Raw genomic sequence first — 14001 nt, forward strand, 5'->3', positions numbered from 1 at the left:
GCTTCACTTGATAAGTGCCCGATCTGCTCGGTGGTTCTGACCTTCGCAAGCCAGAGTCTCCCAAGCAGAACGGGCACTTTCACGTTCCTAGGCCGCGCGTCACCAGATCACCCATGAAACGCCGAGGTTAGCTGACGCTCAAGTCTTGGAGCGCGTGTGGCACGCCGACCCACTACGGCGCCACCGGCCCCGGCGTCGATCGCTCCATCAAGCCAGACATCCACCACACCGGCGGAAGAGCCCTCTACACGCGGCCCGTCGTCGTGCCAGGCCAAGAGACCGTCGCCCTCGGGCTCGCCCCGACGGCACTCGCCGGTCCTGGCCTTCAAGTCGCTGCACCAGGCCGCGGCGGCGCGACCAACAACACGGTGTTCAGCGTCGGCACCAGCAACGCCACAGCCCTGGTCACTCGCGAGGCCAGCCGCCTGTTCGACATCCTCGAAGCGGGAACCGACAGCGAAGACGATCTGCCCCTGCCTGACCCGCAGTACCACCCGCTACTCGTGCGCGCCTTGCTTCTCATGCCAGCAGTTGGGGCGGCTGGGACTCCTACTTCCGGCGAGAGCTCGGGATCAACGGTCAAGACGCCCGACGCAAACTATCGGCGCTGCTCGGCTACGGAAAGCTCGACACATCCCGCCTTGGCGTCGCCGCCACGAACCGCGCGGTGCTCGTCGCCGGCAGCCTGATCGGCAGAGATCAGCGCCACACCTACGACCTCCCGCTGCCACCCTCGCTTCGGACCCGTGCGGAGTGGCACCGCTTCGCCATCACCCTCGCCTACGCCGTTCCCACCGTCGGGCATCTCACCCGATACCGCGGCGCGAAGGTCTACTTCGACACTCCGGACACCACCCTCGCGGCCGGCGACCGGATCGAGGGCGAGCGCTTCACCGTCCGACGAGGGAGCCTCCAGCACGAACTGGTCCAAGGAACGCGAGCGATGGTGTTCAGAGACGGCGCTTCGTTTCCGATCCACATCGAGTGCATGGACGACGCCCAACGCCTCGGTGCAGGCAAGAACGTCCGCTACGCGCTCGTCGTCTCGATCGAGACCACCGAGGAAGTCTCCACAACGATCCACGACGAAGTGCGAGCCAGACTCCGCCAGCAAGCGCGTGAGCGTGCCCGCGGGCGCATCCAGAGTTGAATCGAAGCGCTGGCTACCGCGCCCCACTTCCAGCGCAAGGCACTTCTTCCAATCAGCCCACCCGCTAAACGGGCAAGAAGAGCCTCTTGGAGGCCTAACGCCGATCGCTTCTTAGGGCGCAGCCGCCGGGCGGCGGCCGCGGGGGCGAATCTCAACGCCTTCCGCGGCTACGGCCCTTCTTACTGCCTGCTGACTGACACCGAACCGTAGCCCGACCTCCACGAGCGTCAGCCCGCTCTCGTACAGACGCACAGCTTCGGGAGTGTCCGCCAACGCGAGCCCGCGCTGACGCAGCGGGACCGAGCGACGAACCAGGTGTGCGGCCGCCGTCCTGGTGTAGATGCCGAACCTCCTGCTGACCTCGGCAATGTTCAGCCCCTCGCCGTACAGGGCCACGAGCTCGTCGACCTGGGCGGCGCTCAGAAAAGTTTGAGTCTTCCCAACTGAACGGATCAGCCGACCCCGGTCATCGGTGATCGAGGGTTCCAAGGGCCGCTCACTACGCTTGTAGACACCCCGAGACAGGCGGGAAGCCACGGTTTTCATGGCCGGGGAAAAGTTCTCAAACTCTCTACGCAGGTGCACGCCACCGTCCGGCGAGGCGCTCGTCGCGCCGGAAGGGGGAATGGTCAGCCCCGCTTGTAGGCGGGGGCGACCTCGTTGATGGCGTCGCCCATCCGGTGGATGCGCAGCGCGTTGGTGGAGCCGGGGATGCCCGGCGGGGCGCCGGCGATGATCACTACGAGGTCGCCCTCCTCGACCCGGCCCAGCTGCAGCAGCGCCTCGTCGACCTGGCGGACCATCTCGTCGGTGTGCTCGACCTCGGCGGTCTTGAACGTCTCCACGCCCCAGCTGAGCGAGAGCTGGGAGCGGACGTTGGCGAACGGGGTGAAGGCCAGCACGGGGATCGGGCCGCGCAGCCGGGAGAGCCGGCGGGCGGAGTCGCCGCTGGCCGTGAAGGCGACGAGGTACCTCGCGCCGACCCGCTCGGCGACCTCCTCGGCGGCCTTGGCGATGATGCCGCCCTTGGTGTGCGGATCCCAGTCGATATTGGCGGCCAGTCCGTTGAACTCGAACGCGTGGCTCTCGGTGGCGGAGACGATGCGGGCCATGGTCTCGACGGTGTGGACGGGATACTCCCCCACGCTGGTCTCGGCGGAGAGCATCACCGCGTCGGCGCCGTCGAGCACCGCATTGGCGACGTCGGAGGCCTCTGCCCGGGTGGGCTGCGGGTTGGTGATCATCGACTCGAGCATCTGGGTGGCCACGATGACCGGCTTGGCGTTGAGCCGGGCCTTCTCGACGATCCGCTTCTGGAGGAAGGGCACCTCCTCCAGCGGGCACTCCACCCCCAGGTCGCCCCGGGCGACCATGAAGCCGTCGAAGGCCTCGATGATCTCGTCGAGGTTGTCGATGGCCTGCGGCTTCTCGATCTTGGCGATGATCGGCACGTTGACGCCGACCTCGCGCATCACCTTGCGGACGTCCTCGGCGTCGGCGGCGTTGCGCACGAACGAGAGCGCCACGAAGTCGACCGCGAGGCTCAGCGCGAACCGCAGGTCGTCGATGTCCTTCTCCGACAGTGCCGGCACCGAGACCGCGACGCCGGGCAGGTTGATGCCCTTGTGATCGCTGACCGGGCCACCGACCAGCACCTCGGTGGCGACGTCGGTGCCCTCGACGCCGGTGACCCGCAGCCGGATCTTGCCGTCGTCGATCAGGAGCATGTCGCCGACCTTGACGTCGCCGGGAAGCCCCTTGTACGTCGTACCGCAAATGGTGGCGTCGCCCTCGACGTCGCGGGTGGTGATGGTCCAGGCCTGGCCGCGGCGCAGCGTCCACTTGCCGCCCTCGGGGCGGGCCTTGAAAGTTTCCAGCCGGATCTTGGGCCCCTGCAGGTCGGCCAGGATGCCGACGCCCTTGCCGCTGGCGTCGGAGGCCTCGCGGACCAGTCGGTAGCGCTCGGCGTGCTCTTCGTGGGTGCCGTGGCTGAAGTTGAGCCGGGCGATGTCCATGCCGGCATAGACCAACTCGCGGATCCGTCGTTCGGAGCCGACTGCCGGGCCCAGGGTGCATACGATCTTGGCTCGCCTCACGTCGACACAGTCTACCGCTTAGATCGATCCAATGCCCCGTCGGGTGGGCAGCGGACCTCCGCGCCGCCCACCCGACGCGGCTCAGACCATCAGCGGCCGGTCGGTCGGCCTGATCGGCGCGGGGAGCGCCGTCGAGCCGGTGAGGTAGGCGTCCACAGCAGCGGCCGCGGACCGGCCCTCGGCGATGGCCCAGACGATGAGCGACTGGCCGCGACCGGCGTCGCCGGCGACGTAGACGCCCGGGACCGAGGTCGCGAAGGAGGCGTCGCGGGCCACATTGCCGCGCGGGTCCAGCTCGACGCCGAGCTGCTCGACCAGGCCGGGCTGCTCCGGGCCGACGAAGCCCATCGCGAACAGCACCAGGTCGGCCATGAGCTCCCGCTCGGTGCCCTCCTGCTCGACCAGCCTGCCGTCCTGGAAGGAGACCTCGACGAGCTTGAGCGCCCGCACGTTGCCGTCCTCGTCGCCGAGGAACTCCTTGGTCGAGACGGCGTAGACCCGGCTCTGCACATCGAGCTGGGCGCCCTCCTCGTGGGCGGAGGAGACCCGGTAGATCATCGGGTACGTCGGCCAGGGCTGCCCGGCGGGACGATCCTCGGTCGGCTGCGGCATGATCTCGAGCTGGGTGATCGAGGCGGCGCCCTGCCGGATCGAGGTGCCCAGGCAGTCGGCACCGGTGTCGCCGCCGCCGATGATGACGACGTGCTTGTCGGTCGCAGAGATCGGCACCTGATCTGGCGCCAATGGCTGGCCGAGCGCGGCGCGGTTGGCCTGCGGCAGGAACTCCATCGCCTGGTGGATGCCCTTCAGCTCCCGTCCCGGCACCGGCAGGTCGCGCGGCACCGTGGAGCCCATGGCGAGCACGATGGCGTCGTACCGCTCCTTGAGCTGGTCCCCGGTGATGTCGGTGCCGACCGCGACGCCGGCCCGGAAGACGGTGCCCTCGCGGCGCATCTGCTCCAGCCGCCGGTCGAGGTGCTTCTTCTCCATCTTGAACTCGGGGATGCCGTAGCGCAGCAGACCGCCGAGGGCGTCGGCGCGCTCGTAGACCGCGACCGTGTGACCGGCGCGGGTCAGCTGCTGGGCGGCGGCCAGACCGGCGGGGCCGGAGCCGATCACCGCGACGGTGCGGCCGGAGAGCCACTCCGGCGGCTGCGGCCGGACGAATCCCGACTCCCAGGCCTTGTCGATGATCGAGACCTCGATGTTCTTGATGGTCACCGGGTCCTGGTTGATGCCGAGCACGCAGGCGGTCTCACACGGCGCGGGGCACAGCCGGCCGGTGAACTCCGGGAAGTTGTTGGTCGCGTGCAGCCGCTCGATGGCGCCCTCCCAGTCGTCGCGCCAGACCAGGTCGTTCCACTCGGGGATGATGTTGCCCAGCGGGCAGCCCTGGTGGCAGAACGGGATGCCGCAGTCCATGCAGCGGCTGGCCTGGGTCGTGATGATCGGCAGCAGCGCCCGGCCGATGCCGCCGGGGTAGACCTCGTCCCAGTCCTTGACGCGCTCCTCGACGGGGCGGCGCCGCGCGACCTCGCGGCCCTCCTTGAGAAAGCCCTTCGGGTCAGCCATTGCGTGCCTCCTTGTCCCTGTGCTGGCTCCGCTCAGCCATGGAGGACCTCCATGATCCGGGCGGCGGCCTCGTCCTCGGACAGCCCCTCCTCGAGGGCCTCCTCGCGGGCCTCCAGCACTCGCTTGTAGTCGCTGGGCATGACGAGTGTGAACCGCGCCAGCGCGGCGTCCCAGTCGCCGAGGAGGCCACTGGCCACCTCGCTGCCGGTCTCCTCGAAGTGCTTGACCACCAGGGTCTTGAGCTCGTCGGCGTACTTGGCCGAGACCGGTCCCAGCTCGACGAGCTCGGGGTTGACCCGGAACTCCTTGAGGTCGAGCACGAAGGCGTAGCCGCCCGACATGCCGGCCGCGAAGTTGCGGCCGGTCTTGCCGAGCACGACCACGCGGCCGCCGGTCATGTACTCGCAGCCGTGGTCGCCGACGCCCTCGGCCACCACGGTGGCGCCGGAGTTGCGCACGCAGCACCGCTCCCCCACGCCGCCGCGGAAGAACATCTCCCCCGAGGTCGCGCCGTAGCCGATGGTGTTGCCGGCGATGATGTGTTCCTCGGGCTTGAACGTCGCGGCCCGGTCGGGGCGTACGACGATCCGGCCGCCGGAGAGACCCTTGCCGACGTAGTCGTTGGCATCGCCCTCGAGCCGCAGCGTGATCCCGGTCGGCAGGAAGGCCCCGAACGACTGGCCGGCCGAGCCGGTGAAGGTCAGGTCGATGGTGCCGTCGGGCAGCCCCTCCCCGCCGTACCGCTTGGTGACCTCGTGGCCGACGATGGTGCCGACGGTGCGGTTGACGTTGCGGATCTCGCCGCTCCAGCGGACCGGCTCGCCGGTCTCGATGGCGGGCCGTACCACCGGCAGCAGCGTGGTGACGTCGAGCGACTTCTCCAGGCCGTGGTCCTGCGACTTGGTGTGATGCAGGTCCTGGGTGGCGAACTGCTCGGGCAGCTCGACGCGGTGGAAGATCGGCGACAGGTCGAGCCCGGAGGCCTTCCAGTGGTCGATCGCGTCGCGGGTGTCGAGCACCTCGACGTGGCCGACCGCCTCCTCGATGGAGCGGAAGCCCAGCGCGGCGAGGTGCTCGCGCACCTCCTCGGCGAGGTAGGTGAAGAAGTTCTCCACGAACTCCGGCTTGCCGGAGAACCGCTCGCGCAGCACGGGGTTCTGGGTGGCGACGCCCACCGGGCAGGTGTCGAGGTGGCAGACCCGCATCAGGATGCAGCCGCTGACCACCAGCGGCGCGGTGGCGAAGCCGAACTCCTCGGCACCGAGGAGCGCCGCGACGACCACGTCGCGGCCGGTCTTGAGCTGGCCGTCGGTCTGCACCACGATCCGGTCGCGCAGGCCGTTGAGGAGCAGCGTCTGCTGCGCCTCGGCGAGGCCGAGCTCCCAAGGGCCGCCGGCGTGCTTGAGGCTGGTCAGCGGGGAGGCGCCGGTGCCGCCGTCGTGCCCGGAGACGAGTACGACGTCGGCGTGGGCCTTGCTGACGCCGGCCGCGACGGTGCCGACCCCGACCTCGGCCACGAGCTTGACGTGGACCCGGGCCGACGGGTTGGCGTTCTTGAGGTCGTGGATCAGCTGTGCCAGGTCCTCGATGGAGTAGATGTCGTGGTGCGGCGGCGGGCTGATCAGGCCGACGCCCGGCGTGGAGTGCCGGGTCCTGGCCACCCAGGGGTAGACCTTGTTGCCCGGGAGCTGGCCGCCCTCGCCGGGCTTGGCGCCCTGGGCCATCTTGATCTGGATGTCGTCGGCGTTGGTGAGGTAGTCGCTGGTGACGCCGAACCGGCCGCTGGCGACCTGCTTGATCGCGGAGCGACGCTCCGGGTCGCGCAGCCGCTCGGGGTCTTCGCCGCCCTCGCCGGTGTTGGACTTGGCGCCCAGCCGGTTCATCGCGATGGCGAGGGTCTCGTGGGCCTCCTTGGAGATGGAGCCGTAGGACATCGCGCCGGTGGAGAACCGCTTGACGATCTCGCTGGCCGGCTCGACCTCCTCGATCGGGATCGGGGGCCGGTCCGAGTTGAACTTGAAGAGCCCGCGCAGCGTCATCAGCCGCTCCGCCTGCTCGTCGACGCGCTGGGTGTACTGCTTGAACACGTCGTAGCGGCCCTGCCGGGTGGCGTGCTGGAGCCGGAAGACGGTCTCGGGGTCGAACAGGTGCGGCTCGCCCTCGCGGCGCCACTGGTACTCCCCGCCGATGGCCAGCTCCCGGTGCGCGGGCGCGACCCCGTCGCGCGGGTAGGCGACCGCGTGCCGCTTGGCGACCTCCTCGGCGATGACGTCGAGGCCGATGCCGCCGAGCTTGGAGGTGGTGCCGGTGAAGTACTTGTCGACCACCGACTGGGAGAGGCCGACGCACTCGAAGATCTGCGCGCCGGTGTAGGAGGCCACGGTGGAGACGCCCATCTTGGACATCACCTTCAGCACGCCCTTGTTGAGCGCCTTGATGAGGTTCTTGACCGCCACCTCGGGGTCGGTCTTGACGTAGTAGCCCTCCCGGGCCAGGTCCTCGACCGACTCCATGGCGAGATAGGGGTTGACCCCGGCAGCGCCGTAGCCGACCAGCAGCGCGACGTGGTGGACCTCGCGGACGTCGCCGGCCTCGACCAGCAGGCCGACCCGGGTGCGGCTCTTCTCGCGCACCAGGTGGTGATGGACCGCGCCGGTGAGCAGCAGCGACGGGATCGGCGCCTTCTCGGCCGTCGAGTGACGGTCGGAGAGCACGATGATCCGGGCGCCGGCGGCGATCGCGTCGCTCACCTCGCGACAGATCTCCTCGATCCGGGCCGCCATCGCCTCGCCGCCGCCCTCGACGTCGTACAGGCCCCGGGAGACGTGGGTGACCAGGCCGGGGTGGTCGCCCTCGCGGTTGATATGCCGGATCTTGGCCAGGTCGTCGTTGGAGATGACGGGGTAGGGCAGCACCACCTGGCGGCATGACGCCGGGGTCGGCTCCAGCAGGTTGGCCTCCGGGCCGATCGAGCCGAACAGCGAGGTGACCAGCTCCTCGCGGATGGCGTCGAGGGGCGGGTTGGTGACCTGCGCGAACAGCTGCGCGAAGTAGTCGAAGATGAGCCGGGGCTTGCTCGACAGCGCCGCGATGGGCGAGTCGGTGCCCATCGAGCCCAGCGGCTCGGCGGCGGTGTTGGCCATCGGGGTGAGGATGACGCGCAGCTCCTCCTCGGTGTAGCCGAAGACCTGCTGGCGACGGGTGACCGAGGCGTGGGTGTGGACGATGTGCTCGCGCTCGGGGACGTCGTTGAGGTGGATCAGGCCGGCGTGCAGCCACTCGTCGTAGGGCTGCTCGGCGGCGAGTCGCGCCTTGATCTCCTCGTCCTCGACGATCCGGTGCTCCTCGGTGTCGATGAGCAACATCCGGCCCGGCTGCATCCGGCCCTTGCGGACGATCCGGGCGGGGTCGATGCCGTGGAGCACGCCGGCCTCGGAGCCGTAGACGACCAGGCCGTCGTCGGTGACCCAGAACCGGCCGGGACGCAGGCCGTTGCGGTCGAGCACCGCGCCGACCTGGGTGCCGTCGGTGAAGACCACGTTGGCGGGGCCGTCCCAGGGCTCCATGAGCGAGGCGTGGAACTCGTAGAAGGCGCGCCGCCGCTCGTCCATCTCGCCGTGGTTCTCCCACGCCTCGGGGATCATCATCAGCACGGCGTGGGGCAGGCTGCGACCGCCCAGGTGCAGCAACTCGAGCACCTCGTCGAAGGACGCCGAGTCCGAGGCGCCGGGGGTGCAGATCGGGAAGAGCCGCTCCAGGTCGCCGGGGATCAGGTCGGAGTCGAGCAGCGCCTCACGGGCCCGCATCCAGTTGCGGTTGCCCATGACGGTGTTGATCTCGCCGTTGTGGGCGATGAACCGGAACGGGTGGGACAGCGGCCAGCTCGGGAAGGTGTTGGTGGAGAACCGCGAGTGGACCACCGCGATCGCCGAGGCGACCCGCTCGTCGCGCAGGTCGGGGAAGACCTGGTCGAGCTGGGCGGTGGTGAGCATGCCCTTGTAGATCAGCGTGCGGCTCGAGAGCGACGGGAAGTAGACGTCGGTCTCCCGCTCGGCGCGCTTGCGCAGGCAGAACGCGAGCCGCTCCAGCGCCATCCCGGTGATCCGGGAGCCGGCGCCGGCGACGAAGATCTGCTCGAAGGCCGGCATCACCGCGCGGGCGGTAGGGCCCAGCGAGCTCGGGTCGACGGGGACGGCGCGCCAGCCGAGCACCGCGAGGCCCTCCTCGACGGCGATCTCCTCGATGAGCTGCTTGGTCTTGGCGACCTGGTCGACGTCGCCGGGCAGCATCGCGATGCCGACCGCGTAGGCGCCGTCCGGCGGGAGGTCGCCGATGCCGGCCTCTTGGCGGACCACCTCGCGCAGGAACGCGTCGGGGACCTGGATGAGGATGCCGGCGCCGTCGCCGGAGTTGGTCTCGGCCCCGGCCGCGCCGCGGTGGTCGAGGTTGAGCAGCGCGGTCACGCCCCGGCGGACGATCTCGTGGCTGGCAATGCCGGTCAGTGTCGCTACGAAGGCGACGCCGCAGGCGTCACGCTCGAAGCGCGGGTCGTAGAGACCCTGGGCGGCGGGGAAAGAGTGCTCGTAGGGCACTGGAACGCTCCCGTCGTCGGTCGTGCACAGACACGCTCGGGACCGGTCGTCTCGGTGAGGAGAGGTGCGGCGGGGCGTGTGCCGTGCGGTTCGGCTGAGGTTGGTGCAGGGGACGGCATTGGCCCACGCGCTGCGGCGAACGTTACCACGAAGTTACGGGGCCTGCACCGACTCCCCCGACTCCCGGTGCTGGTCGACGTACACGCTGTTCTCGCGGCCAGGATGGCGCTTGAGGCTCCAGAGGAAGTACGCCGTGGCGGCGACGAAGACCACGATCGAGGTCCAGACGTTGAACCGGAGCCCGAGGACGTCGTTGAGCTCGACATTGTCGATGCGCAGCATCTCGATCCAGCCGCGGCCGGCGGTGTAGACCATGGCGTAGAGGGCCAGCATCCGCCCGTGCCCGATGCGGAACCGCCGCTCCAGCCAGAGCAGCAGCGCGAAGCCGAGCAGGTTCCAGATGCACTCGTAGAGGAAGGTCGGGTGGAAGGTCGCCGTCGCGGGCAGGTCGGCGCCCTGGAGGGATTCGACATAGGCGTCGGTGAAGTGGGCGCGGTCGATCTCGACGGCCCACGGGGCGTCGAGCGGCTTGCCGTAGAGCTCCTGGTTGAACCAGTTGCCCCAGCGGCCGATCGCCTGGGCGACCAGCAGCGTCGGGCCGATGGTGTCGACCAGGGGCCCGATCCGGATGCCCTTGCGCTTGGCGGCGATGATCGCGCCGAGCGCGCCGCCGGCGATGCCGCCCCAGATGCCGAGGCCGCCGTGCCAGACGTAGAGCGCGTTCCAGGCGCTCTTGCCGGCGCCGAAGTAGAGGTCGTGGTCGGTGGCGACGTGATAGAGCCGGGCGCCGACGATGCCGAACGGCACCGCCCAGAGCGCGATGTCCTGGATCTCGCCGGTCTTCCCGCCGCGAGCCTTCCAGCGCAGCTCGGAGAGCCAGACCGAGACGATGATGCCGGCGACGATGCACAGCGCGTAGCCGCGAATCGGGATCGGGCCGATGTCCCAGACGCCGTTGCTGGGGCTGGGGATGCTGAGTGGGATCATTCCTCCGGCTGCTTTCCGTGCAGGATGGCCTGGATGTCGGCGGCGTACTGCGCCGAGGAGGTCTCCATGTTCCACAGCACCGTGCTGATGTGGTCGGGCGTGACCGCGGTGACGATCGTGGAGTGGGTGGTGAGGTCGTAGCCGCCACTCGGCAGCTCGGTGCCGTCGGAGACGTAGACCGCGAGCGGCTTGCCGAGCGCCACGATGTCGTCGAGGTCGCCGGTCAAGCCGATGAAGTCCGTGCCGTAGTGGTCGAGGTAGTCGCGCAGCACCTGCGGCGTGTCCCGCTGGGGGTCGGTGGTGACGAAGACGACGTCAACGTTCGCGCGGTCGTCCTTGTCGAGTCGGGTCATCGCGCTGGCGATGCTCGACATCACCATGGGGCAGTAGTCGGGGCAGTTGACGTAGCCGAAGAAGACCAGGGTGAGCGGCTTGGTCGCGTCATCGTGGAGGGAGTACGGCGCCCCGTCGGTGTCCGTGAGCGTGATCTCGGGCACCTGGTAGGCGGCGTGAGTGATCCCGGTGAACTCGACCGTCTTCCCGCCGCAGCCAGCGAGCAGCGCCAGCAGGATCGGCAAGGTTGCGACCGCTCGGCGCGTTCTGGGTGTCAGTTTGCGACCGTTCACCGGGATTTTGGTGTCAGTTTGCGACTGCTCACGCACGTCTGACACCGGCGGCCAGGTCCTCGGTGAGCGTGGCCAGGGCGCCCAGCGCCGCCCGCTCGTCGCCGGGGTGGTCGAGGAACACCTGGACGAAGGCGGAGCCGACGATCACCCCGTCGGCATAGGCGGCCAGCTCGGCGGCCTGGTCGCCGTTGGAGACCCCGAGCCCGACGCCGACGGGCAGGTCGGTGGCGAGCTTGGTCCGCGCGACCAGGGGGGCGGCCAACTCGCTGGTGGTGGCCCGGGTGCCCGTGACGCCCATGACGGCCGTGGCGTAGACGAAGCCGCGACAGGCCGCCGTCGTCATCGCGATGCGCTCGTCGGTGCTGGAGGGGGCGACCAGGAAGACCTTGTCGAGGTCGTGCGCGTCGGCGGCGGCGATCCAGTCCTGGGCGTAGTCGGGGGTGATGTCAGGCGTGATCAGGCCGGCTCCCCCGGCGCTGGCCAGGTCGGCGGCGAACCGCTCCACCCCGTAGCGTTCGACCGGGTTCCAGTAGGTCATCACCAGGGTCGGCGCACCGGTCGCGGCGACCGCCTCAACGACCTTGAGCACGTCGGCTGTGCGGACGCCGCCCTCCAGCGCCCGCTGTGCGGCGGCCTGGATGACCGGGCCGTCCATGACCGGATCGCTGTAGGGCAGGCCGATCTCGACGATGTCGCAGCCGGCGGCGACCATCGTCTTGAGGGCGGCGATGCTGCCCTCAACGGTCGGGAAGCCGGCGGGAAGATAGCCGACCAAGGCGGCCCGGCCCTCGGCGCGGGCCTTCTCGAACGCGATCGTGGTGCTGCTCATGCCTTCCCCAACCCCCCGTGCTGGTCGCCTCGGGCCCCGGCCTCGCCGAGCCCGAAGTAGTCAAGGGCCGTGCCCATGTCCTTGTCGCCGCGGCCGGAGAGGTTGACCAGGATGGTCTGGCCGGGCCGCTCCCGGGCGATCCGCAGCGCGCCAGCGACGGCGTGCGCCGACTCGATGGCGGGGATGATGCCCTCGGTCTCGGCCAGGGTGCGCATCGCCTGCATCGCCTCGTCGTCGGTGACGGGCAGATAGGTGGCCCGGCCGCTCTTGGCCAGCCAGGCGTGCTGTGGCCCGACGCCGGGATAGTCCAGGCCCGCCGAGATGGAGTGCGACTCGATGGTCTGGCCGTCGTCGTCCTGCAGCACGTAGGTGCGGGCACCGTGGAGGACGCCGACGCTGCCGCCGAAGATGGTCGAGGCGTGCCGGCCGGTCTCGACGCCCTCTCCCCCGGCCTCGAAGCCGTAGATGTCGACCGACTCGTCGCCGAGGAAGCCGGCGAAGAGCCCGATCGCGTTGGAGCCGCCGCCGACGCAGGCGGCGATGGCGTCGGGCAGGGCGCCGGTCAGGTCGAGGCACTGTCGACGAGCCTCGTCACCGATGCCCCGGACGAAGGAGAGCACCAGGCTGGGGAACGGGTGCGGGCCGGCGGCGGTGCCGAAGAGGTAGGCGGTGTGATCGACATTGGCGACCCAGTCGCGGAAGGCCTCGTTGATGGCGTCCTTGAGGGTCGCCGAGCCGGTGTCGACGGGGACGACCGTGGCGCCGAGGAGCTGCATCCGGGCGACGTTGAGCGCCTGTCGCTCGGTGTCGACCTTGCCCATGTAGACGGTGCAGTCGAGGCCGAGGTACGCCGCCGCGGTGGCGCTGGCGACGCCGTGCTGGCCGGCACCGGTCTCGGCAATCACCCGGGTCTTGCCCATCCGCTTGGTCAGCAGCGCCTGGCCGAGCACGTTGCGGATCTTGTGGGCGCCGGTGTGGTTGAGGTCCTCCCGCTTGAGCAGGATCCGGGCGCCGGCGACCTCCGAGAGCCGGTGGGCCTCGTAGAGCATGCTCGGCACGCCGGCGTAGTTCTGCAGCAGTCCCTCGAACTCGGCGATGAAGGTGGGGTCGACCATCGCCTTCTGCCAGGCGGTGTCGAGCTCGTCGAGGGCGCGGACGAGCGCCTCGGGCATGAAGCGGCCGCCGAACGCCGCGCCGCCCTCCTGATTGGGCGCGGCAGGCGGGCCGCCGAACCAGCCGAGCTCGTCGACGTCGAAGCTCGTCGTGGCCTGGTAGGTCATGGGAGGACTCCCGTCATCGCGCGTACGGCGGTCTCGGGATCGCCGTCCTTCACCAGTGCCTCGCCGACGAGAACGGCGCGGGCGCCCTCGGCGACGAACCGCTTGACGTCGACGGGGCTGAAGATGCCCGACTCGGCGACCTTGACCCGATCGTCGGGGATGAGCGGAGCGAGCCGGCCGAAGGTGTCGTCGTCGACGGCGAGCGTCTTGAGGTTGCGGGCGTTGGCGCCGACCAGCTCGGCACCGAGCGTGACCGCGCGCTCGGTCTCGGCCTCGTCGTGGACCTCGACCAGCACGGTCAGGCCAAGCTCACGGGCGAGTTCGTAGAGCGAGCGAAGCGAGTCGTCGTCGAGTGCCGCGACGATCAACAGCACGAGGTCGGCGCCGGCGGCCCTGGCCTCGAGGACCTGGTAGGACTCGACGACGAAGTCCTTGCGCAGGATCGGGGTCTCGACGACGGCCCGGACGGCGCGCAGGTCGGCGAGGCTGCCGCCGAACCGGCGCTGCTCGGTCAGCACGCTGATGGCGGCGGCTCCGCCGGCGGCGTACGCCCGCGCGAGCTCGGCGGGGTCGGGGATGTCTGCCAGGGCGCCCTTGCTCGGGCTGCGGCGCTTGACCTCGGCGATCACGCTGCTGCCGGGGGCGCGGAAGTGGGGCATCGGGTCGCGGGGCGGGTCGACGTCGGCGAGCGCGGCACGGAGGTCGGCCTCGCTGGTCGTCGCCCGGCGCTCCTCGAGGTCGAGCCTGACCCCGGCGATGATCTCGTCGAGCACGGACATGGGGATCAGTCTCCCACGCGACGCCACCGG

Annotated in this window: 10 protein-coding genes; 1 reads left to right on the plus strand and 9 read right to left on the minus strand. The window is 70.0% G+C overall.

Annotated elements, in window-relative coordinates; translation table 11 throughout:
- The first annotated feature begins 667 nt into the window (after positions 1-667).
- The gene (locus QM595_RS06490) at positions 668-1150 is read left to right on the plus strand and encodes a hypothetical protein (RefSeq protein WP_415170719.1); all 483 of its coding nucleotides are present in this window, start codon (positions 668-670) and stop codon (positions 1148-1150) included.
- A gap of 111 nt (positions 1151-1261) precedes the next feature.
- On the opposite strand, the gene QM595_RS06495 is transcribed toward QM595_RS06490, so the two are convergent.
- The 9 genes from QM595_RS06495 to trpC all read right to left on the minus strand — a co-directional run bounded on the left by QM595_RS06495 (position 1262) and on the right by trpC (position 13971).
- Positions 1262-1639 (minus strand): hypothetical protein, encoded by a 378-nt coding sequence (locus tag QM595_RS06495; RefSeq protein ID WP_415170720.1) that lies wholly within the window; start codon positions 1637-1639, stop codon positions 1262-1264.
- A gap of 140 nt (positions 1640-1779) precedes the next feature.
- A complete protein-coding gene (gene pyk, locus QM595_RS06500) occupies positions 1780-3246 on the minus strand; it encodes a pyruvate kinase (protein WP_415170721.1) in 1467 nt (488 codons plus the stop codon).
- 81 nt (positions 3247-3327) lie between these two features.
- Positions 3328-4818, minus strand: a complete 1491-nt coding sequence (locus QM595_RS06505) for a glutamate synthase subunit beta (protein WP_415170722.1) — start codon at positions 4816-4818, stop codon at positions 3328-3330.
- Between the two features lie 32 nt (positions 4819-4850).
- On the minus strand, positions 4851-9410 hold the full coding sequence (gene gltB / locus QM595_RS06510) for a glutamate synthase large subunit (RefSeq protein WP_415170723.1): 4560 nt from the start codon (positions 9408-9410) through the stop codon (positions 4851-4853).
- A gap of 153 nt (positions 9411-9563) precedes the next feature.
- Entirely contained in the window at positions 9564-10457 is an 894-nt protein-coding gene (gene lgt / locus QM595_RS06515; RefSeq protein WP_415170724.1) for a prolipoprotein diacylglyceryl transferase, read from the minus strand.
- Positions 10454-11035 (minus strand): SCO family protein, encoded by a 582-nt coding sequence (locus QM595_RS06520; protein WP_415170725.1) that lies wholly within the window; start codon positions 11033-11035, stop codon positions 10454-10456. Before QM595_RS06520 ends, lgt begins: the two co-directional genes overlap by 4 nt.
- Positions 11036-11111: 76 nt before the next feature.
- The gene (gene trpA, locus QM595_RS06525; protein WP_415170726.1) at positions 11112-11912 is read right to left on the minus strand and encodes a tryptophan synthase subunit alpha; all 801 of its coding nucleotides are present in this window, start codon (positions 11910-11912) and stop codon (positions 11112-11114) included.
- The gene (gene trpB / locus QM595_RS06530) at positions 11909-13192 is read right to left on the minus strand and encodes a tryptophan synthase subunit beta (protein WP_415170727.1); all 1284 of its coding nucleotides are present in this window, start codon (positions 13190-13192) and stop codon (positions 11909-11911) included. Before trpB ends, trpA begins: the two co-directional genes overlap by 4 nt.
- Entirely contained in the window at positions 13189-13971 is a 783-nt protein-coding gene (gene trpC / locus QM595_RS06535; protein ID WP_415170728.1) for an indole-3-glycerol phosphate synthase TrpC, read from the minus strand. Before trpC ends, trpB begins: the two co-directional genes overlap by 4 nt.
- Between the last annotated feature and the right edge of the window lie 30 nt (positions 13972-14001).

This window comes from Nocardioides sp., assembly GCF_047607185.1.
Taxonomy (GTDB): Bacteria; Actinomycetota; Actinomycetes; order Propionibacteriales; family Nocardioidaceae; genus Nocardioides.

Coding starts and splice junctions, on each gene's coding strand:
- QM595_RS06505 (WP_415170722.1), bottom strand. CDS start 4,818: ATGGCTGACCCGAAGGGCTTTCTCAAGGAGGGCCGCGAGGTCGCGCGG.
- lgt (WP_415170724.1), bottom strand. CDS start 10,457: ATGATCCCACTCAGCATCCCCAGCCCCAGCAACGGCGTCTGGGACATC.
- trpA (WP_415170726.1), bottom strand. CDS start 11,912: ATGAGCAGCACCACGATCGCGTTCGAGAAGGCCCGCGCCGAGGGCCGG.
- trpB (WP_415170727.1), bottom strand. CDS start 13,192: ATGACCTACCAGGCCACGACGAGCTTCGACGTCGACGAGCTCGGCTGG.
- trpC (WP_415170728.1), bottom strand. CDS start 13,971: ATGTCCGTGCTCGACGAGATCATCGCCGGGGTCAGGCTCGACCTCGAG.